The organism is Dermacoccus barathri (assembly GCF_015070805.1).
GTDB lineage: Bacteria > Actinomycetota > Actinomycetes > Actinomycetales > Dermatophilaceae > Dermacoccus > Dermacoccus abyssi.
In genome coordinates this window covers 411,632-437,379 of the sequence record NZ_JADCTK010000003.1, presented here as the reverse complement: position 1 = coordinate 437,379, position 25,748 = coordinate 411,632, and the positions used below count along the sequence as shown (strand labels likewise).

22 protein-coding genes and 1 pseudogene are annotated in these 25,748 nt (G+C 68.8%); 13 read left to right on the top strand and 10 right to left on the bottom strand.

Translation table 11 applies throughout. The annotated features are described in order from the left end of the window. The first annotated feature begins 20 nt into the window (after positions 1 to 20). Both IM689_RS07775 and IM689_RS07770 read left to right on the top strand, forming a co-directional pair. Positions 21 to 1,064, top strand: a complete 1,044-nt coding sequence (locus IM689_RS07775) for an aspartate-semialdehyde dehydrogenase (RefSeq protein ID WP_193643531.1) — start codon at positions 21 to 23, stop codon at positions 1,062 to 1,064. Positions 1,065 to 1,095: 31 nt separating this feature from the next. Then, entirely contained in the window at positions 1,096 to 2,211 is a 1,116-nt protein-coding gene (locus IM689_RS07770) for an aspartate-semialdehyde dehydrogenase (protein ID WP_319803836.1), read from the top strand. Between the two features lie 27 nt (positions 2,212 to 2,238). Here the strand turns inward: IM689_RS07770 and IM689_RS07765 are convergent, their stop codons facing one another. After that, positions 2,239 to 2,643, bottom strand: a complete 405-nt coding sequence (locus tag IM689_RS07765; protein ID WP_193643529.1) for a hypothetical protein — start codon at positions 2,641 to 2,643, stop codon at positions 2,239 to 2,241. After that, complete coding sequence (locus tag IM689_RS07760; RefSeq protein WP_193643528.1) at positions 2,640 to 3,023, bottom strand: hypothetical protein; 384 nt, start codon at positions 3,021 to 3,023, stop codon at positions 2,640 to 2,642. Before IM689_RS07760 ends, IM689_RS07765 begins: the two co-directional genes overlap by 4 nt. Positions 3,024 to 3,164: 141 nt before the next feature. Between IM689_RS07760 and IM689_RS14695 the strand changes: the two are divergent. The 3 genes and pseudogenes from IM689_RS14695 to IM689_RS07750 form a co-directional block, all read left to right on the top strand. Continuing rightward, positions 3,165 to 3,938 (top strand): annotated as a pseudogene (locus tag IM689_RS14695) (transporter substrate-binding domain-containing protein); the annotation flags it as partial. A gap of 66 nt (positions 3,939 to 4,004) precedes the next feature. Beyond that, the gene (locus IM689_RS14690) at positions 4,005 to 4,628 is read left to right on the top strand and encodes an amino acid ABC transporter permease (protein ID WP_047312645.1); all 624 of its coding nucleotides are present in this window, start codon (positions 4,005 to 4,007) and stop codon (positions 4,626 to 4,628) included. Next, entirely contained in the window at positions 4,625 to 5,437 is an 813-nt protein-coding gene (locus tag IM689_RS07750; protein ID WP_193643527.1) for an amino acid ABC transporter ATP-binding protein, read from the top strand. The genes IM689_RS14690 and IM689_RS07750 overlap by 4 nt, the downstream gene beginning before the upstream one ends. Before the next feature lie 73 nt (positions 5,438 to 5,510). Here the strand turns inward: IM689_RS07750 and IM689_RS07745 are convergent, their stop codons facing one another. Together IM689_RS07745 and IM689_RS07740 are read right to left on the bottom strand one after the other, a co-directional pair. Continuing rightward, the gene (locus IM689_RS07745) at positions 5,511 to 6,149 is read right to left on the bottom strand and encodes a DsbA family oxidoreductase (protein WP_193643526.1); all 639 of its coding nucleotides are present in this window, start codon (positions 6,147 to 6,149) and stop codon (positions 5,511 to 5,513) included. A gap of 124 nt (positions 6,150 to 6,273) precedes the next feature. After that, positions 6,274 to 7,455, bottom strand: a complete 1,182-nt coding sequence (locus tag IM689_RS07740) for an acyl-CoA dehydrogenase family protein (protein ID WP_193643525.1) — start codon at positions 7,453 to 7,455, stop codon at positions 6,274 to 6,276. Positions 7,456 to 7,558: 103 nt separating this feature from the next. Between IM689_RS07740 and IM689_RS07735 the strand changes: the two genes are divergently transcribed. From IM689_RS07735 to IM689_RS07715, 5 genes are all read left to right on the top strand, one after another. Further along, positions 7,559 to 8,335 (top strand): PaaX family transcriptional regulator C-terminal domain-containing protein, encoded by a 777-nt coding sequence (locus IM689_RS07735; protein WP_319803835.1) that lies wholly within the window; start codon positions 7,559 to 7,561, stop codon positions 8,333 to 8,335. A gap of 18 nt (positions 8,336 to 8,353) precedes the next feature. Further along, positions 8,354 to 9,982 carry an acyl-CoA dehydrogenase family protein gene (locus IM689_RS07730; RefSeq protein WP_193643523.1) on the top strand — a complete coding sequence of 543 codons (1,629 nt, stop codon included), beginning with the start codon at positions 8,354 to 8,356 and terminating at the stop codon, positions 9,980 to 9,982. 16 nt (positions 9,983 to 9,998) lie between these two features. Then, positions 9,999 to 10,808 (top strand): nitrilase-related carbon-nitrogen hydrolase, encoded by an 810-nt coding sequence (locus tag IM689_RS07725; RefSeq protein WP_129664823.1) that lies wholly within the window; start codon positions 9,999 to 10,001, stop codon positions 10,806 to 10,808. Positions 10,809 to 10,935: 127 nt separating this feature from the next. Beyond that, positions 10,936 to 12,624 (top strand): flavin monoamine oxidase family protein, encoded by a 1,689-nt coding sequence (locus IM689_RS07720; RefSeq protein ID WP_129664825.1) that lies wholly within the window; start codon positions 10,936 to 10,938, stop codon positions 12,622 to 12,624. An 81-nt stretch (positions 12,625 to 12,705) separates the two neighbouring features. Next, positions 12,706 to 13,278, top strand: a complete 573-nt coding sequence (locus IM689_RS07715; RefSeq protein WP_047312513.1) for a helix-turn-helix domain-containing protein — start codon at positions 12,706 to 12,708, stop codon at positions 13,276 to 13,278. A 102-nt stretch (positions 13,279 to 13,380) separates the two neighbouring features. On the opposite strand, the gene IM689_RS07710 is transcribed toward IM689_RS07715, so the two are convergent. Both IM689_RS07710 and IM689_RS07705 read right to left on the bottom strand, forming a co-directional pair. Next, positions 13,381 to 13,830 (bottom strand): hypothetical protein, encoded by a 450-nt coding sequence (locus IM689_RS07710; RefSeq protein WP_129664827.1) that lies wholly within the window; start codon positions 13,828 to 13,830, stop codon positions 13,381 to 13,383. 71 nt (positions 13,831 to 13,901) lie between these two features. Continuing rightward, entirely contained in the window at positions 13,902 to 15,392 is a 1,491-nt protein-coding gene (locus IM689_RS07705) for a sodium:solute symporter (protein ID WP_129665145.1), read from the bottom strand. A gap of 247 nt (positions 15,393 to 15,639) precedes the next feature. Between IM689_RS07705 and speB the strand changes: the two genes are divergently transcribed. Both speB and IM689_RS07695 read left to right on the top strand, forming a co-directional pair. After that, the gene (gene speB / locus IM689_RS07700) at positions 15,640 to 16,662 is read left to right on the top strand and encodes an agmatinase (protein ID WP_129664829.1); all 1,023 of its coding nucleotides are present in this window, start codon (positions 15,640 to 15,642) and stop codon (positions 16,660 to 16,662) included. Next, the gene (locus tag IM689_RS07695) at positions 16,659 to 18,395 is read left to right on the top strand and encodes a thiamine pyrophosphate-binding protein (protein ID WP_193643522.1); all 1,737 of its coding nucleotides are present in this window, start codon (positions 16,659 to 16,661) and stop codon (positions 18,393 to 18,395) included. Before speB ends, IM689_RS07695 begins: the two co-directional genes overlap by 4 nt. A gap of 410 nt (positions 18,396 to 18,805) precedes the next feature. On the opposite strand, the gene IM689_RS07690 is transcribed toward IM689_RS07695, so the two are convergent. From IM689_RS07690 to gabT, 3 genes are all read right to left on the bottom strand, one after another. After that, positions 18,806 to 20,215 carry an NAD-dependent succinate-semialdehyde dehydrogenase gene (locus IM689_RS07690; RefSeq protein WP_193643521.1) on the bottom strand — a complete coding sequence of 470 codons (1,410 nt, stop codon included), beginning with the start codon at positions 20,213 to 20,215 and terminating at the stop codon, positions 18,806 to 18,808. Then, positions 20,215 to 21,672: an NAD-dependent succinate-semialdehyde dehydrogenase gene (locus IM689_RS07685; protein ID WP_129664835.1), complete on the bottom strand. Its 1,458-nt coding sequence runs from the start codon at positions 21,670 to 21,672 to the stop codon at positions 20,215 to 20,217. Before IM689_RS07685 ends, IM689_RS07690 begins: the two co-directional genes overlap by 1 nt. A gap of 78 nt (positions 21,673 to 21,750) precedes the next feature. Continuing rightward, positions 21,751 to 23,097, bottom strand: coding sequence for a 4-aminobutyrate--2-oxoglutarate transaminase (gabT, locus tag IM689_RS07680; RefSeq protein WP_129664837.1), 1,347 nt, complete (start codon positions 23,095 to 23,097; stop codon positions 21,751 to 21,753). A 172-nt stretch (positions 23,098 to 23,269) separates the two neighbouring features. On the opposite strand from gabT, the gene IM689_RS07675 reads away from it, so the two are divergent. After that, on the top strand, positions 23,270 to 24,154 hold the full coding sequence (locus IM689_RS07675) for a LysR family transcriptional regulator (protein WP_129664839.1): 885 nt from the start codon (positions 23,270 to 23,272) through the stop codon (positions 24,152 to 24,154). On the opposite strand, the gene IM689_RS07670 is transcribed toward IM689_RS07675, so the two are convergent. Beyond that, complete coding sequence (locus IM689_RS07670) at positions 24,123 to 25,742, bottom strand: FAD-dependent oxidoreductase (RefSeq protein ID WP_129664841.1); 1,620 nt, start codon at positions 25,740 to 25,742, stop codon at positions 24,123 to 24,125. The two genes, IM689_RS07675 and IM689_RS07670, sit on opposite strands and share 32 nt — an antisense overlap. Between the last annotated feature and the right edge of the window lie 6 nt (positions 25,743 to 25,748).

Sequence of the window (25,748 nt, the reverse complement as noted above, 5' to 3'; positions counted from 1 at the left end):
CGCGCCCGGAGGAGAACGAAATGGCGAAGGAACTCAACGTCGGCGTCGTCGGTGCCACCGGCCAGGTGGGCGGCGTCGTGCTCGAACTGCTCGAGGAACGAAACTTCCCGATCAACAGCCTGCGCCTGTTCGCGTCGGCGCGCAGTGCGGGCAAGCACGTCACCTTCCGCGGCGAGGCCGTGACGATCGAGGACGCCGCCACGGCCGACCCGAGCGGCCTCGACATCGCCATCTTCTCCGCAGGTGGCGGTACGTCGAAGGAACTCGCGCCGAAGTTCGCGGCAGCGGGCGTCACCGTCATCGACAACAGCTCGGCGTGGCGCCTCGACCCCGACGTTCCGCTCGTCGTCTCCGAAGTCAACGGCAAGGAGATCGCGAACGCGACGAAGGGCATCATCGCCAACCCGAACTGCACGACGATGGCTGCGATGCCGGTGCTCAAGCCGCTGGCCGACGCCGCCGGCCTCAAGCGCCTCGTCGTCTCGACCTACCAGGCCGTCTCCGGCTCCGGTGTCGCGGGCGTGCGCGAGCTCGCCGAGCAGATCCGCAAGGGCGCGGAGGCCGACCTCGAGAGGCTCGCTCTCGACGGTGAGGCCGTCGACCTCGGCGCGCCGAACAAGTACGTCGCCAACATCGCCTACAACGTTCTTGCGATGGCCGGCTCGGTCGTCGACGACGGCACGAACGAGACGGACGAGGAGCAGAAGCTGCGCAACGAGTCGCGCAAGATCCTCGGGCTGCCCGACCTCGCGGTCGCCGGCACCTGCGTGCGTGTGCCCGTGTTCAGCGGCCACTCGCTGTCGGTCAACGCCGAGTTCGAGCGCGACATCACGCCCGAGCAGGCGCGCGAACTTCTCGCCGACGCCCCCGGCGTCGAGCTCACCGAGGTGCCGATGCCGCTCGTCGCCGCCGGCAAGGACGCGAGCTACGTCGGGCGCATCCGCCAGGACGGTTCGGTCGACGGCAACAAGGGCCTCGTGCTGTTCATCAGCAACGACAACCTGCGCAAGGGTGCCGCGCTCAACACGGTGCAGATCGCAGAACTCATCGCTGCCGGAGAGTAGTTTCCCAGGCTGCGCGCCTATGCTCGAAGGCGTGAACTCGACTCAGTCGCAACGTCCCACCCTGGCCGTCGTCGGCCCCACGGGGCTGGTCGGTCAGGCCGTGCTCGAGATCCTGTCGACCCGCGTCGACGCCTGGGAGGACGTGCGTCTGCTCGGCTCGGACAAGGACGCCGGGCGTCGCCTGCTCGTGGGTGCCGAGGAGGTCGAGGTCGAGGCGCTCGACAGCGAGAGCTTCTACGGCGTCGACGTCGTCATCTTCGCCACGCCGCCCGAGGTCTCGGCCAAGTGGGTGCCGTTCGCGACGGCGGCGGGCTCGCTCGTCGTCGACACGTCCGAGGCCTTCCGTGACGACCCCGAAGTGCCGCTCGTCGTGCCCGAGGTCAACTCGCGCGCCATCGACAACCGGCCGCGCGGCATCGTCGCGATGCCCTGCGGCCCGGCCATCATCATGCTGCCGGTGCTCGCCACGCTGCACGAGCACTGGAATCTCACGCACGTGACGGCGACGTCGCTGCAGGCCGTCACGGGTGCCGGCCGCGCGGGCGCCGAGCGGCTCTTCGCGGAGGTGGGCGCCCTCACCGGCAACCCGCGCGTCGGGCAGATGCCCGGTGACGTGCGCCGGTACGTCGCCGATCTACCGGACGACTCGCCGTTCCCTGCGCCCATCGTGAGCAACGTCGTGCCGTGGATCGGGCGACACTCCGGCCGCGGGTGGGCCAGCGAGGAAACCGACATCAAGCACGAGCTGCGTCATGTGCTGCAGCTGCCGAACCTCAAGGTGGCGGTGACGTGCGTGCAGATCCCGATCGTCACGACCCACATGTCGACGCTGCACGTCAGTTTCGACAAGAAGGTGACGCCGAGTGACGCTCGTCGTGCCATTACCGAGGGCGCGAACGGCGCCATCGTCATGCCCGACGAGGAGGGCGTCGACTGGCCCACGCCCGTCGACGCGATCGGTACCGACCCGGTGTGGGTGGGGCGCGTGCGTCAGGTGGAGAACAACCCGCACACGCTCGACTTCATCGTCTGCGGCGACAACATCCGCAAGGGCGCTGCGCTCAACGCGCTGCAGCTGGCCGAAATGCTCATCGGCGTGGGCCCGTACGCCGTGCGTGAGGACGACGGAGCGCCGACGGCTCACTGAGCGGCGTCGCTCGCAGGTACAACCGCGTCAGGTCAGGTCAGTCTCCGGCGTTCGACCGAGTTGCCGTTCGAGTGAGCGCTGACGCCACAGTTGCCAGAACACGAACGGGGCGAGCGCGAGAACGATCACGGCCAGTGCGTCCCGCAGACCGAAGCTCTCGCCGTCGGCGACGGTGGTCACCAGGCTGAAAAGCATGACGAGAGGGCCGACCACCAGTGTGATTGCGGTCAGTCGCCGCGAACCGTGCTCCTTGAGGAGCGCGGCGCACTGAAGGTCGCGCTCATGCGGATCGTCGAGCCTGCGACGCGCGTGCGTTGCCCTTTTGATGCGCTTGCGTTCTGCGGTGGGCATCGCGTCGCGTTCACCGAGCAACCGCGACGCCTCCATCCGCGTCATCTCGCGGGGTGGGGTGGTGCCGTTCTCGACGGTCATCTGAAGTACTCCTTCGTCAGCCCGAGCTTGCGCTCGACGGCGTTACGGCCAGCACCTTCTCGGAGGGTGAAAGCGGCCACGCCCATCATGCCCACGAAGGCGATCCACGCGGGGACGTCGGTCGGGTCCAGAGCGACGCGCCCGACCTGCAGCACCGCGAGGACGAGGAACACCCAGCGAGCCCAGATGCGCCACCAGCGGGCCTTTCCGAGAAGAGCGATCTGAGTGCGCAGATCGTCGGGGTCCGTGAGCACCTCACCGCGATTCAAGGCCCGGTTGATGCGGCCTTTCGTCGCGCTGTCCGCGCACGTGAATTCGTACTGAAGCGTGGCGATCTCGCCCTTGGACAACTGGGGGAGATTCGGTGGGGCGTCACGCATGCCTGGACCATAGGCCCACGTCCTCGCTCAGAGCACGCCCCCGTCCAGAGACTGCGGTTCGAGGTGCGCCTCCCATAACGTCACGTTCTCGCATCTCAAATAGGAGATATGGGCGCGTGAGCGTACTCTCGACGGGTGAGAATGGCCGACCGTGACGGCCTCGGGGCGCTGCGAGCCCGAGGAATCTTCGTCGCGCTTCTGAGTTTCGTCGCAGCGATCCTGTTCGCCGGAGCGGCTGCTCCCGCAGCCCACGCCGCGGGGAACGACCAGCTGCCGAAGACGCTGCGCGTCGGCACCGAGGGTGTCTACCCGCCGTTCAGCTTTCACAAGGGTGGCGAACTGACGGGCTACGACGTCGATTACTTCCGCGAGGTCGGTAAGCGCCTCGGCGTAAAGGTGCAGTTCGTCGAGACGCCCTGGGATTCGATGTTCGCCGGCCTCAACTCGGGCCGCATCGACATCATCGCCAACCAGGTGACGAAGAACAAAGAGCGCATCGCCCAGTACGACCTGTCGTCGCCCTACGTCACGACCACGGGTGTCGTCGTGACCAAGAAGAGCGACAACAGCGTCAAGAAGCTGGCGGACCTCAAGGGCAAGAAGTCGGCCCAGAGCATCACCTCTGACTGGGCCAACACGGCGAAGGGCGCCGGCGCGAACATCGTGTCAGTCGAGGGCATGGACAAGGCCGCCGCTCTCGTCGAACAGGGGCGGGCGGACGCCTTCGTCAACGACGAACTGGCCGTGAAGTACTACCTCGCCACGCACCCGAACTCGGATCTGAAGATCGCCCTGACGACCGAGGACAAGAGCGAGTCGGTCTTCACTGCCCGCAAGGACACGAACATCACTCCGGCCGTCAGCAAGGTCATCGACCAGATGGAAGCTGACGGCACGTCGAAGAAGCTCTATGACAAGTACTTCACGACGAAGGCCACCGGTCAGTCGACGTGGGACGTCATCAAGGAGAACTTCGGCTCGATGCTCCTGGCAACGGTCAAGGTGACGATCCCGCTCACCGCCGTCGCGTTCGTCGTCGGCCTCGTGCTCGCGCTGGGCGTCGCCCTCGCACGTCTCAGTTCAAACGCTGCCATCTCCTGGCTGGCCCGCGCGTTCATCTCGATCTTCCGCGGGACGCCGCTGCTCGTGCAGTTGTTCATCATCTTCTTCGGCCTGCCGGAGCTCGGCCTCAAGCTCAACCCGTGGATCTCGGCCGGGATCGCCCTGTCTCTCAACGTGGCTGCCTACGCCGCCGAGATCATCCGCTCGGCGATCCTGTCGGTGCCCAAGGGGCAGTGGGAGGCCGCGGAGACGATCGGCATGAGCCGCTCCACGGCACTCAAGCGCATCGTCCTGCCGCAGGCGTCACGCGTTGCTGTTCCGCCGCTGTCGAACACGCTCATCTCGCTCGTCAAGGACACGTCGCTCGCCGCGACGATCGGCGTGACCGAGGTGTTCCACCAGTCGCAGATTGCGGCCGCTCCGACGGGCAAGTTCCTCGGTCTCTACATCACAGCTGCACTCATCTACTGGGTTCTCTGCTTCGTCCTAAGCATCGTTCAGACCCGACTCGAAGACCGACTCGGAAGGCACGTGGCCCGATGACCGATCACACGACCACCCAGGCGACCGGCCCCCTCGTCGAGGTCACCGGTCTGCGCAAGGCCTTCGGTGGCACCACGGTGCTGCGCGACATCGACTTCACGGTGCCCAAGGGCTCGGTGACGGTGCTCCTCGGACCGTCCGGTTCGGGCAAGACGACGGTGCTGCGCTCGCTCAACGTGCTCGACCTGCCGGACGCCGGCGTCGTGCGCATCGGCGACGCAAGCGTCGACTTCTCGGCGGTGACGCGCGGACGTGACGGCCGCGCCCGCGGCGAGTCGGCCAAGAGCGTCGCCGAACTGCGTCGTCAGAGCGGAATGGTCTTCCAGCAGCACAACCTCTTCCCGCACAAGAGCGCGCTGGAGAACGTCATCGAGGGCCCGGTCGTCGTGCAGGGTGAGCCGGTGCGCGAGGCCGAGGAACGCGGACGCGAACTGCTCGCCAAGGTCGGCCTGGCCGACCAGGCGGACAAGTACCCGTACCAGCTCTCGGGCGGTCAGCAGCAGCGCGTCGGTATCGCCCGGGCGCTCGCCCTGCGACCCGAACTGCTGCTCTTCGACGAGCCGACGTCGGCCCTCGACCCCGAACTCGTCGGGGGAGTGCTCTCCGTCATGCGTGAACTCGCCGACGAAGGGCGCACGATGTTCGTCGTCACGCACGAGATCCGCTTCGCCCGCGACGTGGCCGACCAGGTGCTCTTCATGGATGGCGGCGTCGTCGTCGAGCGCGGAACGCCGGCCGAGGTCATCGACGCCCCGCGGATGGAGCGCACGCAGACGTTCCTCAAGCGCATCCTCGACCCACTCAGCTGACGCTGCGCTGGTACGCGAACGCCCCGACCCTGCTCGAACGAGCGGAGTCGGGGCGTTCGCCGGTGCCAGAGGATCAGAGGCCCTCGGTGCTGGCCGTGTCCGGGCCGCCGCCCGGACGCGTGCGCTTGAGCTCGTAGAACGACGTCACCGGGGCGAGCGTGGAAAGGCCGTCCCAGATGGCGAGGCCCTCCTCCTCGTTCGGCATCGCGTTGAGGACGGGGCCGAAGTAGCCGCGGCGCTCGCCATCGTCGTCGGTGAAGACGATGACCGGAACGCCGGTGTCGTCGCCGACGGCGTCGAGCGCGGACTGCATCTCGCTCTCGAGGTGGGCGTCCCACGACGTGTCCTCCGCGGCCTTCGCCAGGTCGGCGGGCAGACCGGCGTTGTAAAGGACCTCGGTGACGAGGGCGTCGTCGAACTCACGGCCCGCGGTGTGCACCTCACGGCCGAAGGCCGAGTACAGGTCGATCGTCGAGGCGCCCTGTTCCGCGGCCGCAGCGATGATGCGGTGGACGCGGTGGCCGCCGCGGTGACCCTCGGAGTGCGGGTTCTCGTTGGGGCCGTTCTCGTCCAGTTCGTCGTTCTTGATGGCGAGGCTGAACGGGCGCCAGGTGATCTCGAGGTCGCGCTGCTTCTCGACCTGGAGGAGCCAACGGCTCGTGATCCAGCAGAAGGGGCACGAAGGGTCGAAGTAGAAGTCGATGCGCTGCATGCTCGTGAGACTAGCAACGCTGGCTGAACGTACCGACCGCTCGAACCCTGTGAGCTTTGGCCCGATCTGTGAGCTGCGCAGCTCACACACCGGACCAGAGCTCACATGTCGAGGTGAGCCGCCGTCAGCGGAAGGCCGGCTCGCCCGTCAGTGCGTTGCCGATGACGAGCTGGTGCACCTCGCTCGTGCCCTCGTACGTCATGACGGACTCGAGGTTGCCGGCGTGACGGATCGGCGAGTACTCGGTGGAGATGCCGTTCGCGCCGAGGATCGTGCGGCACTCGCGCGCCACGGCAATGGCCTCGCGGCAGTTGTTGAGCTTGCCGAGGCTGATCTGCTCGGGCGTGACGCCGTCGCCGTCCTTGAGGCGGCCGAGGTGCAGCGCGAGAAGCATGCCCTTGCTCACCTCGAGCGTCATGTCGGCGAGCTTGCCCTGCGTCAGCTGGTAGCCGCCGAGCGGTTTGCCGAAGACCTTGCGCGACTCGGCGTAGTCGATGGCGGTCTCGAGGCTGTCGCGGGCCGCGCCGATCGATCCGAAGACGATGCCGAAACGCGCCTCCGACAGGCAGGAGAGCGGGCCCTTGAGGCCGCGCACCTCGGGGAAGACCGCGTCGGCGGGCAGGCGGACGTCGGCGAGCGACAGCTCGGCCGTCACCGAGGCGCGCAGCGACATCTTCTTCGTCACCTCGGTGGCCGTGAAGCCGGGAGTGTCGGTGGGCACGACGAAGCCGCGGATCTTGTCGTCCGTCTGCGCCCAGACGACGGCGACGTCGGCGACGCTGCCGTTCGTGATCCACATCTTCGTGCCGTTGAGCACCCAGTCGTCGCCGTCGCGCTTGGCGAAGGTGCGCATGCCGCCGGGGTCGGAACCGAAGTCCGGCTCGGTCAGGCCGAAGCACCCGATGGCCTCGCCCGCGGCCATGCGGGGCAGCCACTCGTTCTTCTGCTCCTCGCTGCCCCAACGCCAGATCGCGAACATCGCGAGGCTGCCCTGCACCGACACGAGCGAGCGGATGCCGGAGTCGGCCGCTTCGAGCTCGTGGCAGGCGATGCCGTACGTCGTCGCCGTCGAACCCGCACAGCCGTAGCCCTCGAGGTGCATGCCGAGCAGACCGAGATCGCCGAGGCCCTTCGCCAGTTCACGCGCAGGCACTGTGGCCTCGTCGTACCAGGTCGGCAGGTGCGGGCGCACCTGGTCGTCGCAGAAGCGACGCACGAGGGCCTGCACCTCACGCTCGTCCTCGGTGAGCAGACCGTCGATGCCGAGGAGGCGGTTGAGCTGGGGGTTGCGCGAGAAGTCACTCATGAATCCATCGTGCCTCACCTCACCTCGACGCCGCGGCGGACTTCTTCGCCCGATTAGTGTTACACCCTTGTCACGGGCGTTGGTGAAACGTAATACTTGGGCCGTGAGGGAGACCGCGAGTGCCGAGGCCTGGGTGCGCGACCTGCGTCCTCTCAGCGCGCGCTCCGCTGCCCTCAGCCTGCTGCTCGGCGCGGAGCCGCCCGAGCTTCGCGGCGCCGACCTCGTGCGTCTCGGGGAGACCTTCGGCATCAGTGGCCCGACGATGCGCGTCGCGCTGTCGCGGCTCGTCGCCGCCGGTGAACTCACGACGGCCGACGGCGTCTACGCCCTCACCGACCGGCTCGCCGCGCGCCAGAAGGCGACGCTCGCGCAACTCGCCCCGGTGACAGAACCATTCGAGGGCGGGTGGGTGACGGCCGTGGTCGTCGGGGCCGGCAGTCGAAGCGCGAGCGATCGGGGAGAGCTGCGTCGGGCCATGAGCGCGGCGCGCTTCGGTGAACTGCGTGAGGGCGTGTGGATGCGCCCGGACAACCTGACCGGGGCCCGCGTCGAGCGCGACGAACTCGTCCACCTCACTGCCATTCCCGATGGCGGTGTAGTGGCCGCGAAGGCCCTCGTCGCCCGCTTGTGGAACCTCGACGAGTGGGCCGCTCGCGCCGAGGCACTCGTCCGCGCCTTCGAGAACCCCGACGTCGACGAGGCCACGCGTCTCGCCGTGGCTGCGGCCACCGTCCGCCATCTGCGCAGCGACCCGATGCTGCCCGAGAGCCTGGCCCCCACGAACTGGCCGGCGCGGTGCCTGCGCCGCACCTACGACGCCTACCGCGCCGAGCTTCGCCGCACCGTCGGCCTCAGCCCCCACCCCTACGCCGCCGCCTGACCCGAACGAGGAGAGACCATGCAGACCCACGAGGTGCTCAACCAGTCCACGCCGCTCGAGGACTACAACCCGGGGGCCTACCCCGTGCTGCGCGAAGCGCTCGAACGGGCGGATGCGGGCGAGTCGCTCGCCGAACTCGACGAGGTCGGTGCGCTCGCCGGTTCGAGTGAGGCACTGCGCTGGGGCGACCTCGCCGAGCGCAACGTGCCGCGGCTGCACACGCACGACCGGTTCGGCAACCGCATCGACGAGGTCGAGTACGACCCGGCCTACCACTCGCTCATGGAGCACGCGACGCGCTTCGGCCTCCACGGGGCGCCGTGGGCCAGCGACGACCCGAACGCGCACCTCGTGCGCGCGGCGAAGTACTCGGCCTGGATCACCGCCGACGCCGGGCACGGCTGCCCGATCACGATGACGTACGCCGCCGTCCCCGCACTGCGCGCCGACGAGGAACTGGCCGCGCGCTACACGCCGCTGCTCACGGCCCGCGGCTACGACCCGAACCTCGCCTACGCGCCGACGAAGCCCGGAATCATCGCCGGAATGTCGATGACGGAGAAGCAGGGCGGCTCCGACGTGCGCGCCAACATGACGAGCGCCACACCGCAGCCCGACGGCACCTACCGCCTCGTGGGCCACAAGTGGTTCACGTCGGCCCCGATGTCGGACATCTTCCTCACGCTCGCCCAGGCACCCGGCGGCATGACCTGCTTCGTCGTGCCGCGCGTGCTCGAGGACGGATCGCGCAACCCGATCCGCATCCAGCGCCTCAAGGACAAGCTCGGCAACCACTCCAACGCGAGCAGCGAGATCGAGTACGAGAACGCCGTCGCCTACCGCCTCGGCGACGAGGGCCGCGGCGTCCGCACCATCATCGAGATGGTCAACGTGACGCGCCTCGACTGCGTGATCGGCAGCGCGACGATCATGACGCAGGGCGTCCAGCGCGCCGCCCACCACGTCACGCACCGTGCGGCGTTCGGCAAGTCGCTCATCGATCAACCGCTCATGCGCAACGTCATCGCCGATCTCGAGATCGAGGCCGAGGCCTCCCTGACGGTGGCGCTGTGGCTCGCAGGCCTCACCGACAAGGCCCACGCCGGTGACGAGCGCGCGGCCATGCTGCGCCGCATCGGTCTCGCCGTGAGCAAGTACTACGTGTGCAAGCGCGGGCCGTCGCACGCCGTCGAGGCGCTCGAGTGCTTCGGTGGCAACGGCTACGCGGAGGATTCGCGGATGCCGCGCCTGTTCCGTGAGTCGCCGCTGCTGTCGATCTGGGAGGGAAGCGGCAACGTCGCCGCGCTCGACACGTTGCGCGCCATTGCCCGTCAGCCCGAGTCGCTCGAGGTTCTCTTCGACGAACTCGACGCCGCTGCCGGAGCCGACGCCCACTTCGACGCCTACGTCGCCGAGCTCAAGAACGAGTTCGCCGACACCGGCGACCTCGAGTACCGGGCACGCACCGTCGTCGAACGCCTCGCCCTCGCGCTGCAGGGCTCGCTGCTCGTGCGTTTCGGTCACCCGGCAGTGGCCGACGGCTTCACCGGCTCGCGCCTCGCCGGCGTACCAGGCAACGCGTTCGGCACCCTCGGACGCGGCGTCGACACCGCGGCGATCATCGAGCGGGTAACGCCGAAGGTCTGACGCTTAGGCTCACACCATGCGAATTGCGGTGATGCAGGCGAACGCGACCGTCGGGGATCAGGCGGCCAATCTGCGGGCGATCGACGAGGCCGCTGCGCGGGCGGCCGGTGAGGGTGCCGACGTCCTCGTCACGCCGGAACTGTTCGTCAGCGGGTACGCGCCGCTGTTGCTGCGCACCGTCGATCCCGACGCCGAGCGCGGCATCCTCGCGGAGCTGGGCCGCATCGCGAAGCATCGCAAAGTGGCCCTCGTCGCGAGCTACCCGCAGGTCGAGGAGCTCGCCGAGGAGAAGCGGCGTCAGTACATCTGCGCCGTGCTCTTCGACGCGAGCGGTGAACTCGCGGTGACGTACCGTAAGGTGCACCTGTTCGGCGACGACGAACCGCGGGCCTTCGCCTGCTCCGAGGCCCCGCCGACGACGGTGGAGCTCGCGGGTCTGCGGGTGTCACTGCTCATCTGCTTCGACGTCGAGTTCCCCGAGGCCGTGCGCGCCGCCGCATTGGCCGGGGCCGACGTCGTTCTCGCGCCGACAGCGCTTGCGGCCGGATTCGATGACGTACCGCAGGTTCTCCTGCGCGCCCGTGCCCTCGAGAACGGCGTCGCGCTGGCGTACGCCAACCACACGGGGGAGGAGGACGGGCTCGTGCTCGGTGGCGGCAGCGTCATCGTCGGGCCCGACGGCGGTCTGCTCGCGGAGGGCGACGACGCACCCCGCATCATCCTCGGCGACGTGACGCGCGACGACATCGACGCCGCTCGCCGTGAGGTGGACTACCTCGGCCGTCGCCGCCCGACGACGTACGCCGCCTGGGAGCGCGACGGCTGAGCTTCTCGGACCTCACATTCGAACAGGTTGAAGACGATGGTTGCTCTCGGAGCAACGTCCGTCGCCTTCTTGTGGCATCGTGGGTTCGCGCGGATCGGCAGTCGACCGCCGAAGGGGTGAAGGTGACATGACAGCAGTGACCGAGTTTCCGAGTGACGGGGCCGCGAAGCAGCCTCCGATCACGATGCTGAACCCTGATTTCCCCTTCAGCTACGACCACTTCCTCGCACACCCTGCCGGCCTCGGCAGCGTGCCCGAGGAGATGTACGGCGCCGAGGTTGCCGTCGTCGGTGGCGGTGTCTCGGGCCTCGTCGCGGCCCTCGAACTCATGAAGATGGGCCTCAAGCCCGTCGTCTACGAAGCCGACCGCATCGGCGGGCGCCTGCGCTCGGAGAGCTTCGCCGCCGCGAAGGACGTCACGGTCGACCTCGGCGGCATGCGCTTCCCCGAGTCGAGCAAAGCGCTCTACCACTACATCGACATGGTCGGCCTCGAGACGGAGGCGTTCCCCAACCCGCTCTCGGAGGTCACGCCGAGCACCGTCGTCGAGCTGGGCGGCGTGAAGCACTACGCCGAGACACCCGCCGACCTGCCCGAGTTCTTCACCCACGTGGCCGACGCCTGGCGCGCCGCGGTCGAGGACGACGCGCAGTTCCTCGAGATGCAGACCGCCATCCGTGAGCGAGACGTGCCCACGATCAAGCGCATCTGGAACGAGTTCGTGCCGCGCATGGACGAGCAGACGTTCTACGGCTTCATCGCGGCGAGTGACGCGTTCAAGAAGGCGGGTTTCGCGGCGCGCGAGGCGTTCGGCCAGGTCGGGTTCGGCACGGGTGGTTGGGACACCGACTTCCCCAACTCCATCCTCGAGATCCTGCGCGTCGTCTACACCGACGCCGACGACCGTCACCGCCGCATCCTCGGTGGCGCCCAGCGTCTGCCGGAGGGGCTGTGGGCGTACGAGCCGGCCGAGATGAAGCACTGGCCGGCCGGCACGTCGCTGCGGTCGCTGCACAACGGAGCTCCCGCGGGGGAGGTGCGCCGCATCCGCCGCGCGGAGAACGGCGACATCGAGATCTCCGAACGCTGGGGCCGCAAGGCGACGTACAAGGCGGCCATCACGAGCTGCCAGTCGTGGCTGCTGTCGACGCGCATCGACACCGAGGAGGCCCTGTTCTCCCCGGAGATGTGGATGGCGCTCGAACGCTCGCACTACATGCAGAGCTCGAAGACGTTCGTCATGGTCGACCGGCCGTTCTGGAAGGACAAGGACCCGAAGACCGGCCAGGACGTCATGTCGATGACGCTCACCGACCGCCTCAACCGCGCCACGTACCTGCTCGACGACGGCCCGGACAAGCCTGGCGTCATCCTGCTGTCGTACACGTGGAACGACGACGCGATGAAGTGGCTGTCGCTCGACGCGACGCAGCGCATGGAGCTCATGCTGCACTCGCTCGCGCAGATCTACCCGGACGTCGACATCGCGAGCCACGTCGTCGGGCAGCCGATCACGGTGTCGTGGGAGTCGGACCCGAACTTCATGGGCGCGTTCAAGGCGAACCTGCCGGGGCACTACCGCTACCAGCAGCGGCTGTTCACGCACTTCGCGAAGAACGACCTGCCCGAGCACCAGCGCGGCATCTTCCTCGCGGGCGACGACATCTCGTGGACGGCCGGCTGGGCCGAGGGCGCCGTGCAGACGGGCCTCAACGCCGTCTGGGGTGTCATGAAGCATCTCGGCGGCGAGTGCAGCCCGGAAAACCCCGGACCGGGCGAACTGCTCGGCGAGTACGGCCCGATCAGCCTGGACTGAAACCGAATTCGGACGGTCTCCCTCGGTGGAACAGCGAACGGGTAGGGTTTCGCGCAACTCAACTCGGGACGAGAGGCGCGCATGAAGTCGCTACCGGTTCAAGGCCTGCGCGAGAGCGTGGCCGTCGGCGCGCGCCTGCGTAACGCCCGCCTGGCCCGCCGCTACACGCTGGAGCAGACGGCTCAGCTCGCCGGCATGACGAAGGGTTTCCTCTCCCGGGTGGAGCGCGACCTGACGTCGCCGTCCGTGGCGTCACTCGTCACGCTGTGTCAGGTGCTGCAGATCGACGTCGGCTCGCTGTTCACGGCGCCGCGCACGTCGCTGGTGCGGCTCGAGGAGGCCTCGCCCGTCGACCTGGGCGGAAACGGCATCGACGAGCGCCTCGTGACGAGCCGCGAGGAACGTGCCGTGCAGGTGCTGCGCGCGGTCATCGCGCCGGGAGGCGCGGGAGAGAACGAGCTCTACGCCATCGACTGCGACGTCGAGGTGTGGCACGTCGTCACTGGCCGACTCGAGGTGCGTATGCACGACGAGACCTTCGAAGTGGGCGAGGGCGACACGCTCACCTTCCCCGGCCGCGAGCCGCACACGTGGCGCAACCTCCACGACGAGGAGACGCTCGTCCTCATGACGCTCGTGCCCGACAGTCGCTGATCGTCCCCACATGCGCGACATGCCGCGCTTGTGGGGAGATCTGCGCACGAGAAAGCCCCATGGGCGCGACATGTCGCACTCATGGGGCCTTCTTGGCGTCGACTACCAGGTCTGGCGCTTGGCCTTGCGCTTGTGCGATGTCAGCAACAGGTAGGCACCGAGGGCCGGGACGCCGACGAAGATGGCCATGCCGATGAACCAGCCGATCGTGTAGGCCGCGCCGCTTCCGTAGGGCGGGTTCTGGGCCGTCGAGCCCAACGCACCCAGTGCGATGATGCCGGCGACGATGGCGAGGATGATGCCGAACGTCGTCGCGACGCCACTGCGCTTCGGCGCCATCCGGCCGTACGGCTGCTGGCCGTACTGCTGGCCGAACTGCTGCGGCTGCTGGTAGCCGCCGTACGGAGGCTGCTGCGGCGCGCCGTAGCCCTGCTGGCCGTACCCGCCAGGCTGCTGGAGGTTCTGCGCACCGTAGGCGCCGGTCTGCCCGCCGTACTGCTGAGGGTTCTGACCCTGCTGCGGGTCGCCGTAAGGGTTCGGATTCTGGGTCATGCATCAAGCAAACGGCGCCCGGCGGTGAGATGCAAGTCACCGTCTGGCGCCGTTCGACGCGTTCGCCTCGATCAGGAGGTGCGAACACCCTCCGTCTCGATACGGCCGCTGACGCGAGCGTCCCACTCCTCGCGCACCTCGGGGCGCACGGGCTTCGTCGCGAGCGAGACCGCGACGAACGTGACGAGGGAGGCGAGCAGGCCGAAGTAGATCGGCTTGTTGTCGAGGATGCCGAGCAGCGGGTCGCCCAGCTGAACAGCGAGAACGGCCATCGTGCCGAGCGTGACCACGGTGCCGACGATCATCGACGCCGCAGCGCCCTGGCCGTTGCCACGCTTCCACACGAAGCCACCGAGGATCGCGATGAGCAGACCGCCCACGAGGATGTCGTACGCGATCGTCAGGGATGCGACGACGATGTCCCCGCCGGCCTTGAGGGAGCTCATCCACGCCGCAATGGCGATGATGACCATGCCCAGGCCGAGCACCCAGGTGCGGTTCTCGCGGATGTTCTTGTCGCTGTGCGGGTCCTCGGCTGACTCACCGGTGGCCTTGGCCTTGCCGGTGATCATCGGCACGACGTCGTTGCGGGCCACGGTCGCGGCGGCGATGAGCGCGCCGGACGCGGTCGACATCATGGCGGCGACGGCGGCGGCGAGCACGAGACCGCCGATGCCGGCGGGCAGGATCTTGTCGGCCACCTCGGCGTAGACGTCGTCCTTCACCTTGATCTTGTCGCCCAGCGAGGCGTGGGCCGCCATGCCGATGACGGCGCCGGCCGCACCGTAGAAGATGCAGTAGATGCCGGCGGCAGCGCCACCCCAGCGAGCGACCTCGGGGGAGCGGGCCGTGAACACGCGCTGCCAGATGTCCTGGCCGATGAGGAGGCCGAGGGTGAAGACGACGAACCAGGTGAGGATCGTCTGCGGGTCGGCGCCGAAGTTCTTGTCGCCGATGAGGTTGAACGCCTGGTCACCCATGCGCTCGCGGATGCCGTCGAAGCCGCCGGCCTTGCTCAGCGTGAACGGCAGCATGAGCGCGAAGATGCCGATCGTCTTGATAATGAACTGCACCTGGTCGGCCAGCGTGATCGACCACATGCCGCCGATGACGGAGTAGACGAGCACGACGCCACCGCCGACGACGATGCACAGCCAGCGGTCCCAGCCCAGGAGAACGTGGAGGACGGTTGCGTAGGCGCCCGTCGACGTCACCGAGAGGAAGATCGTGTAGGCCAGCATGACGATGCTGGACGCGCCGGTGGCCTTGTGGCCGTAGCGCAGGTCGAGCATCTCGCTGACGGAGTAGACGCGCAGCTTCTGGATCGTGCCGGCGAACAGGAGCGAGAGCAGCAGAACACCGACGCCGATGGCGACGACGAGCCACATGCCCGACAGGCCCATCTTGTAACCCAGGCCGACACCGCCGACGGTGGAGGCGCCACCGAGCACGACGGCCGCCATCGTTCCGGTGTAGAGGAAGTAACCGAGGCGACGCCCGGCGACGAGGTAGTCCGAACTGTTCTTGGTGCGCGAGCGACCCCAGAACCCGAACGCCAGCATGGCGACGAGATACAGGACTACGATCGCGAGGTTGAGGTCCACGGAAAGGGCCTCCTTCGCTGGATGGGTGGCACGGCACGGTGTGTCGTCTGCGTCACATGGAGTGGGGGTTCGACCAATGTAAGAGATCGACTCTTAACAAACAACGGATTCCCCTGGGTAAACACGTCCGTTAACCTGATTGTGATCGAACGCACGTGACCTGGGCGTCGCACGACAACCCGGGCCGACCCAAGGAGCTCACGACATGGACCACCCCCGCGTCGAGACGAACGGCCGCATCGGCCCGGTCAACGCCGCCCTCACCCCGCGCTACGCGGGCCTGGGCACCTTCGCGCGCCTGCCGCGCATCGAGGACGTGTCCAAGGCGGACGTCGCCGTCGTCGGCATGCCCTGGGACTCGGGCGTCTCCTACCGCCCCGGTGCGCGCTTCGGTGCGACGCACGTGCGTGAGAGCTCGCGCCTCCTGCGTCCGTTCAACCCCGCGCAGTCGGTCTCGCCGTTCGCGGAGCTGCAGGTCGCCGACGCCGGTGACGTGGCACTCAACCCGTTCAACATCGACGAGGCGCTCAAGACGGCCGAGGAGGCCGCGGCGCAGTTCGTCAGCGACGGCACCTCTCTCATCACGATCGGCGGCGATCACACCCTCGCCCTGCCGCTGCTGCGCGCGCACGCCAAGAAGCACGGCCCCGTCGCGCTGCTGCACTTCGACGCCCACCTCGACACGTGGGACACCTACTTCGGCGCCGAGTACACGCACGGCACGCCGTTCCGTCGCGCGTTCGAGGAAGGCATCATCGACTCCTCGGGCGTCTGCCACGTCGGCACCCGCGGCCCGCTCTACGGCACGCAGGACCTCGAGGACGACGCGCGCTTCGGCTTCGGTGTCGTGACGAGCAACGACGTCATGCGCATGGGTGTCGACGAGGTCGTCGGCTTCCTGCGTGAGCGCGTGGGCGACCGTCCGCTGTACGTCTCGCTCGACATCGATGTTCTCGACCCGGCCCACGCGCCCGGCACCGGAACGCCCGAGCCGGGCGGTCTGACGTCGCGCGAGCTGCTCGAGATTCTGCGCGGCCTGCGCGGCACGAACCTCATCGGCGCCGACGTTGTCGAGGTCGCCCCGCCGTACGACCACGCCGAGCTCACGGGTCTCGCCGCGGCGAACGTCGTGTACGAGTACATGTCGCTGCTCGCCCTCGGCAAGGACGCCCCCGCGGGCGGCCCGGCCTACGGCGAGTCCAACACGACCTACGGGGAGAGCAAGTGAGCGAACAGATCCGTTCGACGGCGGCAGGGGAAGCCGCTCCGAAGATCCGCAACGGTGGCGACCTCGTCGTCGAGACGCTCGAGGCGCTCGGCACGACGACCGTGTTCGGCATCCCGGGCCAGCACGCGCTGGGCCTGTTCGACGCGCTGCGCCGTTCGGGGCTGCACTTCATGAGCAGCCGCGTCGAGAACAACGCTGCTTTCGCGGCCGACGGGTACTCGCGCGTCTCGGGCAAGCCGGCGGCGCTCTTCCTCTCCACCGGCCCCGGCGCGTTGACGGCGCTTCCGGGTCTGCAGGAGGCTTACGCCACCTCGGTTCCGATGGTCGTCGTCGCGTCGCAGGTGCCGGTCTCCGGCCTCGGCGGTGCGCGTCGCGGCATGCTTCACCAGCTCGACGAGCAGCGTCGCGCCGCCATCGACGTCACGAAGTCTCAGCGCACGGTGACGCACCACGCCGCCATCCCGACGGCCATCGAGTCGGCGTGGCTGGAAGCGATGACCTACCCGCGTGGGCCGGTCTGGGTCGAGGTGCCGCAGGACGTCCTGCTCGCCAAGACGGAGATCCCGCCGATACGCACGGCCAACGCCTCCCCGACGCCCGAGGGGCCGCGCCCCGAACTCGTGTGGGCCGCAGTGCAGTTGCTCGCTTCGGCGAAGCGTCCCGCCATCGTCTCCGGTGGTGGTGTGCGCCGCGCCGGTGCGGAGAGGGCGCTGCTCACCCTCGCCGAGAAGCTCGACGCCCCCGTCGTCTGCTCGCCGGGCGGCAACTCGGGCTTCCCCGTCGAGCACCCGCTGTCGATGGGGTCGTGGGTCGAGGACCGTGCGGTCACCGGCCTGCTCGCCGACGCCGACGTCCTGCTCGCCGTCGGCACGTCGCTCGGTGAGGTGACGTCGAACTACTTCACGCTCGAGCCGTCCGGCAAGCTCATCCACGTCGACGCCGAGCCGCGCGTGCTCGAGTCGAACCACCCCGCACTCGGTATCGCGTGTGACGCGAAGGCCGCGCTCGAGGCGTTCGTTTCGGCTTACCCCTCGCAGCCGACGGAAGGTCGCGAGTCGGGCGCCGAGCGGGCCGCGGAGGCGCGCAAGGCCATCGTCGAGCGCCTCGACGGGCAGGACCTCGCGCACGAGCGCGCGTTCATGGACGCCATCCGTGCCGGCATCCCCGACAATGTGCCGACGTTCTGGGACATGACGATCGCCGCCTACTGGGGCTGGAACTGCTGGGACGGCCGCACCGGCGGCTTCCACTCCGGCCAGGGCGCCGGCGGCCTCGGCTTCGCGTTCCCCGCAGCCCTCGGCGGCGCCGTGGCGCTCGCGGAGAAGCGCGGGCTGAAGCTCTCCGACGTCGACGCGGAGTTCTCCGTCGGCGGCAGCGAGCGCGTCGTCGCCGTCGCGGGTGACGGTTCGGCGATGTACTCGATCTCGGAGCTGGCCACCGCTGTGCAGCACGGCATTCCGGTGACGTGGCTCATCGTCGACGACGGCGGCTACGGCATCCTGCGCGAGTACATGGTGGCCACCTTCGGGCAGGCCACCCACACCGAGCTCGCCCGCCCGGACTTCATCACGCTTGCCAGGGCGTTCGGCGTCGAGGCGCAGGAGGTCTCGGTCGGTGACGACGCGGGTTACTCGGAGCTCACCGACGCTCTGCGTGCGACGTTCGACGCGTCGGTCACCGGCCCGCGCGTCATCGTCGTCAAGACGCACCTCGAGATGTTTGCCATGAGCTGACGATCCGTCTCGGGTCGTGCCGCCCGTCGCCTCGCTGATCAGCGGGCGGCGGGCGGTTCGTCGTTGGTGCTGACGTTGGCGCTGGGCAGGCTTTCCTGCGATTGGGTAGGGGCCGCCTCGGCGCAGCCGAGTGTGACGGCCGACGAGCCGGCCGAGATGGCGACGGTCGGCGCCCGCTGACGGGAGTCGCTCGTCGTCGCTGGGCAGACTTCCCTGCGGTTGGGTAGTGGTTGCCTCGGCCCAACCGTTCGCAGGAAACTCTGCCCAACGGTTGCCGGCACCGCGAGGGCGACCATCGCACCGCACCGAAACGAAACGTCCCCACGTGCGCGAGATGTCGCGCCTGTGGGGACGTTTCGTTGTCGACTTTCCCCGATCGCGCGATATCTCGCGCGACGGGGGAGGCGGCGTCACTCGGACGAGGCGGCCGCCTTGTCGCCGGCGATGCGGATCATCCGGTGGTTGCTGAACTCCTCGAACCCGTACGTGCCGAGCTCGCGCCCGAAGCCCGAGCGCTTCACCCCGCCGAACGGCAACTCGGATGACGAGCCGGGCGGCTCGTTGATCGACACCATGCCCGACTCGAGCTGGTCGGCCACGCGCATCGCGGCGTCGACCGACGCCGAGTGCACCGAGGCGCCCAACCCGAACAGAGTGTCGTTCGCAATGCGTACCGCGTCGGCCTCGTCCTTCGCCTTGTAGACGACGGCGACCGGGCCGAAGATCTCCTCCGACCACGCGCGCATCTCGGGCGTGACGTCCGTGAGGACCGTCGGCGTGACGAACGAACCCGCGTGGTCGGGCCGCGTGCCACCGGTGATGACACGAGCGCCCGCCTGCACGGCGTCGTCGATCTGCGACTGGATGTCCTGGGCCGCGTCCTCGTTGACGAGCGGGCCCGCGTCGGTCTTCTCGTCCGCCGGGTCGCCCATGACGAGCGCCTCGACGGCCTCCGAGAAACGCGACACGAACGAGTCGTACGCCTCGTCGCCGATGACGATGAACCGCTTCGCCGCGTTGCACGCCTGCCCCGAGTTCTCGAAGCGCCCGGAAACGCCGTCCGCAACGGCCTTCTCCAGGTCGGCGTCCGGCAGCACGATGAACGGGTCGGAGCCGCCGAGTTCGAGCACGGCCTTCTTGAGGTTGCGCCCGGCGTTCTCGCCGACGGCCGAACCGGCCCGCTCGGAACCGGTGAGCGAAACACCCTGCACACGCGGGTCCTCGATGAGCGAGGCGATTTGCTCGTTCGTCGCGTACAGGTTGGTGTAGACACCCTCCGGCACGCCGGCCTCGCGATAGATTTCCTTGATGACGGCCGCGGAGCGCGGGCACTGCGGCGCGTGCTTGAGCAGAATCGTGTTGCCCAACAACAGGTTCGGCGCCGCGAAGCGAGCCACCTGGTAGTACGGGTAGTTCCACGGCATGACGCCGACGATGACGCCGATCGGCTCCTTGCGCATGAACGCGCGCCCGTCCCGCTCGCCCAGGTCGAGCTCGACGTCGGCCAAGGCCTCGGCAGCGTGCTTCGCGTTGAACCGGTGGATGTCACCGGCCAGCCACACCTCACCCGTCGCGTGCGAGGAGGGCTTGCCCATCTCGACGCCGATGATGCGGGCCAGCTCGTCCTGGCGTGCGTCGTAGAGGTCCGCGACGCGGTTCATCACCGCGACCTTCTCCTCGAGCGGGGTGGCACGCCAGGACGCACGCGCCTCGTACGCAGCCTCGAGCGCGGCCTTGACCTGCTCGTCACTCGCCGTCGGGAAGGTCTCCTCGACCTCACCCGTCAGCGGGTTCGTGACCTTGTAGATGGCGTCCGACATCAGATCGTCATTCCCACGTACTTCGTCTCGAGGTACTCGTCGATACCGTCGAAGCCACCCTCGCGACCGAAGCCGGATGCCTTGACGCCGCCGAACGGCGCGGCCGCGTTGGAGATGACGCCCGCGTTGACGCCGACCAAGCCGTACTCGAGCTTCTCGGACACGCGCATGGCGCGAGAGAAGTCGGTGGTGAAGAAGTACGCCGCGAGGCCGTACTCGGTGTCGTTGGCGCGCTTGATGACGTCGTCCTCGTCGGTGAACGTCTGGATCGCGGCCACCGGGCCGAAGATCTCCTCACGCACGATGTCCGACGTCGGCGACACGTCCGTGAGCACCGTCGGGGCGACGAAGTGACCGCCGGCGGGCACCTCGTCGTCGCCGCACACCTTCGTCGCGCCGTCGCCGACGGCCGACTCGATGAGGCGCTTGACGTTCTTGACGGCCTTCTCGGTGATGAGCGGGCCGACGGTGACGCCCTCGTCCATGCCGTTGCCGACCGTCATCGCCTTCATCTTGGCGGAGAACTTGTCGCCGAACTCCTCGGCCACATCGGCGTGCACGTAGATGCGGTTGGCCGCGGTGCAGGCCTCACCGATGTTGCGCATCTTGGCGGCCATGGCGCCTTCGACGGCGGCGTCGAGGTCGGCGTCGTCGAAGACGATGAACGGCGCGTTGCCACCCAGCTCCATCGAAACGCGCAGCAGCTGCTCGGCGCTCTGCTCGACGAGCTTGCGGCCGACACCGGTGGAGCCGGTGAACGTCAGCTTGCGGGCACGCGGGTCACGGATGAGCGGCTCCATGACGCCACCGGAGTCGGTGGTCGTGATGACGTTGACGACGCCCTTCGGCACACCGACCTCCTCGAGCAGCGCAGCGAGCGCGAGCATCGTCAGGGGCGTCTCCGAAGCGGGCTTGATGACCATGGTGCAGCCGGCCGCGAGGGCCGGGCCGATCTTGCGCGTACCCATGGCGAGCGGGAAGTTCCACGGCGTCACCATGATGCACGGGCCGACGGGCTGCTTCATCGTGAGCAGGCGCGAGGCACCGTTCGGCGCGGGCATGTACGTGCCCGAGATGCGCACGGCCTCCTCGGCGAACCAGCGGAAGAACTCGGAGCCGTACGTCACCTCACCCTTGGCCTCGGCGAAGGGCTTGCCCATCTCGAGGGTCATGAGCGCGGCGAAGTCGTCGGCGCGCTCGGTGATGAGCTCGAACGCCTTGCGCAGCAACTCCGAACGGTCGCGGGCCGGGGTGGCGGCCCACTCGGCCTGCGCCTCGGCGGCCGCGGTGAGGGCGGCGTCACCGTCGGCGGGCGACGCGTCGGCCACCTTCGCGAGCACCTCGCCCGTGGCGGGGTTCGTGACCTCGAGGGTCTTGCCACCCTCGGCGTCACGCCACTCGCCACCGATGAACAGGCCGGTGGGAACCGAGCCGATGAGCTTCTTGACATCAACCATGGAACGAATCTCCTTGTCTGGAGCGAAGAACGAGGTCGGACGTGCCCTTCACGCTAGTGGGCAGGTCCGACAAAAGGGTCAGGAGAGAGCGGAGTCGAACGAGGCCGCGATGATGTCGAGGCCCTCGCCGAGCAGCGCGTCGTCGATGACGAGCGGCGGAAGGAAGCGCAGGACGTTGCCGTACGTGCCGGCTGTCAGGGTGACGACGCCCTCGCTGTTCGACAGGCCTGCGACCTTCTTCGTGAGGTCGGCGTCGGGCTCCTTCGTGCCCGGCTTGACGATCTCGACGGCCATCATGGCGCCGCGGCCACGGATGTCGCCGATGACGTCGTGCTTCTTCGCGATCTCGCCGAGGCGCTCGCGGAAGATCTTCTCGATCTCCTTGGCGCGCGCCGGCAGGTTCTCGCTCTGCATGGTCTCGATGGCGCCGAGCGCACCGGCGCAGGCGACGGGGTTACCGCCGTACGTACCACCGAGGCCGCTGGCGTGGACGGCGTCCATGATCTCGGCGCGGCCCGTCACGGCAGCGAGCGGCAGACCGCCCGCGATGCCCTTGGCCGTCGTGATGAGGTCGGGGACGACGCCCTCGGCCTCGCACGCGAACCAGTCGCCGGTGCGGCAGAAGCCGCTCTGCACCTCGTCGGCGATGAAGACGATGCCGTTCTCGCGGCACCATTCGGCGATCTTCGCGAGCCAGCCGGTGGGCGGCACGATGAAGCCACCCTCACCCTGGATGGGCTCGATGATGACGGCTGCGACGTTCTGCTCGCCGACCTGAGCGTGGACGGCGGAGGTGAATGCCTCGAAGGCGTCCTCGACGATCGTCTCGGGGTTGCCGGGCCAACGGAAGGGGTAGGCCATGGGCATGCGGTAGACGTCCGAGGCGAACGGGCCGAAGCCCTGCTTGTACGGCATGTTCTTGGCCGTGAGCGCCATCGTCAGGTTGGTGCGGCCGTGGTAGGCGTGGTCGAACGCGACGACGGCGGTGCGCCCGGTGTGGTGGCGTGCGATCTTGATGGCGTTCTCGACGGCCTCGGCGCCCGAGTTGAACAGCGTCGAACGCTTCTCGTGGTCGCCGGGGGTGAGTTCGTTGAGCTTCTCGCAGACGGCCGTGTACTCCTCGTACGGCGTCACCATGAAGCAGGTGTGCGTGAAGTCGTCGAGCTGGTTCTTGGCCTTCTCGACGACCTTCGGGGCCGAGTTGCCGACGCTCGTGACGGCGATGCCGGAGCCGAAGTCGATGAGCTGGTTGCCGTCGACGTCGACGAGGATGCCGCCGCCCGCGCGCTCGACGTACACCGGCAGGCCGATGCCGACGCCCGCGGAGACTGCAGCCTTCGTGCGCTGGTGCAGCTCCTGGCTCTTCGGGCCGGGGATCGAGGTGACGAGCTTGCGCTCCTGGGGGATCTGCGAGGACGTGGTCATCGTCGGCTTCCTCTCGAAGGTTGGTGCCACCGCCGTCGTGCGCGGTGGTGGACACAAGGGTCTGAGGCCAACTCTCGCCGCTCGCACCTATGCTGTCCAATATCAGTTTTCGATGATTGGCATTCCAATCTGGAATGACCCTGCGAGGGGTTCGTCGGCGTGAGGTGAAGGCATGGAACTGCGCGCGGTGCGTTGCTTCGTCGAGGTGGCCGACGCCGGCACGGTGACGGCCGGCGCGGAGCGTCTGGGGGTCGGTCAGCCTGCCGTGACGCGGCAGATCCAACAGCTCGAACGGCAGCTGAAGATCCGGCTCTTCGACCGCGAGGACGGGCGTCTGCGCCTCACCTCCGCGGGGCGCGACGTGCTGCCCGTGGCGCGCCGACTCCTGCGGCAGGCGGAGGACGTCAGCACTGCCGCCAGGGGAGTGGCGGCCGGTCGGTTGCAGCACGTGCGCCTTGTCGCGCCGGGCACGACACGTGATGACGTCCTGGCGCCGTGGGTGGCGACGTGGGGCGCGGACGCGCCGTTGCCACGCATCGACGAGGCGCAGGTTGACGGCATCTACCAAACACTGCGACGCGGGGCCGATCTCGTCGTCGCACCTGTCGCGCCGCCGCGGGACTTCGCCTCGAGCATCGTCGCCGAGCTGGGGTTGTGGGCGTACGTGGCGCCGACGCATCCGTGGGCTTCTCGCGAAGGCGTCGACCTCACGGAGTTGGCCGAGGCCGACCTGTTGCTCCTCGAGCGCAGCTTCCACGCGCGGCGCATCTTCGACGCCTCGATGAACGCAGCCGGGCTCGGCGTGGAGCCGACGGCGCAGTTCGGTTCACCCGTCGTTGCGCAGGCCGTCGCGGCATCCGCGCGCGGCGTCTGCGTGCTCACCGACGACCCGCGCTTCGGGCTCGTGCCACTGGCCATCCATGACGACGACGGGCGGGCCCTGACGGTGCGTCTGCACGCCGCGTGGCAACGCGGGCATCACGCTGCAGCGACGCTCGAGCGTCTGGCGGGCGACCTCGCGTCGTTCACCCGCGAGCGCTACGGCCGCGGACGCTGAGGCGACGCCCGCGGGCCGCCGTGCGAGCGAGCTCGTCGGTCGTCACGAACTTCACGCGCGGACGGTCGGCGGCCTCACCGCGTGAGCGCTCGGCGCGGTCGATGGCGCGGGCGCCGCGGGCGTCGGTCGTCGAGATGCCCTTGAGGCGCAACGCATCGCGCAGGGTGTCCCGGGTGCGCTTCGGCGAGACGATGACGCCGCCCGCCACGTCGTCGACGAACGTCTGGACGGTTGCGGCGGCGCACAGCCGGTTCGCGCCGATGCCGCCGCGCGCTCCACGTTTCGCCCAGCCTGTGACGTAGATGCCCGCGCCGTCACGCACGGCACCGGTGGTCACCACGCGCCCGCCCTCGTGGCGGTAGGCGCCGGTGGCTGGGTCGTGAGGGAGCCCGAGCGTCGTCGCTCCCACGGCGTCCACGTCGTAGCCGAGCGACGTGATGACGACGTCCGCGTCGAGTTGCGCCGGACCGTCAACGCGCTCCACGCGTACGCCGACGTGCCCCCCGTGGTCGACGAATTGTTCGATGCGGGAGCCGAACACGACGGTGATCCGTGCGCCGGCGTGTGGTTCGAACGAGGGAGTCGGTTCGTCGGCGTCGACCAGGCGCACTGTGAGGCCGGGGATGCGGTCCAGGGCTCGGAACTCGGCTTCGGTGTACGCCGCGTGGGCCGCGTCGCCGCGTCCGAGCAGGACGACGTCGTCGAGCCGGTGGACGCGCAGCCAGTCGAGGGTGCGGTCGGCGACGTCGGTGCGGCCCAGTTCGTCGGGGGAGAGCGTGAGCAGGCGCGCGAGGTCGAGCCCGACGTTGCCGGTGCCGACGACGACCGCGCGGCCGAGGTTCGCCTCCGCCAGCGGTGAAGCGTCGAAGCCCGGCACGCCGCCGCTCCACCGGACGACGTCGAGCGCGCTCGTGACGCGTGGTGCGTCCTCGCCGTCGATGCCGAGTCGGCGCGCGGCGCCCGCCCCCGTGGCGAGGAACACGGCAGCGAACTGCTCGCCGAGTTCCGCGAGCGTCACGTCGCGCCCGAGGCGAACGCCGCCGACGAATTCGACGCGCGGGTGGCGCAGCGCGAGGGCGAAGGCGCGCTCGATCTGCTTCGTGTGGGGGTGGTCCGGCGCGACGCCGCTGCGTACGAGACCGCCGGGCGTGAGGTGCTCGTCGATGAGGGTGATGCGCGCTTCGGTGCGCGCGAGCAGTTCGTTGACCGTGTACATGCCGGCGGGGCCGGTACCGACGACGGCGACGTCGAGGTCGTCGGCGATGTGACGTCGCTGCGGAGCAGCAGCGCCGCTCGGGTCGGGGCGCGCCTCGTCGGAGCCGGAGGAACCGCTTGGACCCGAGTAGTAGCCAGCATTGATGTCGGCGTAGATCGCGTCGTGCGCGCCGAGGCGGTCGACCGGGAAGATCGCACCGACCGGGCAGGCGTCTGCGCAGGCCCCGCAGTCGATGCACGAGGCGGGGTCGATGTGAAGGATCTCGCTCGTGCCGAAACCCGGCTCACCGGGCGCTGGGTGGATGCAACCGACCGGGCAGACGCGCACGCAGGCGGCATCGGTGCAGCAACTGTTCGTGATGGCGAAGGGCACGGCGCC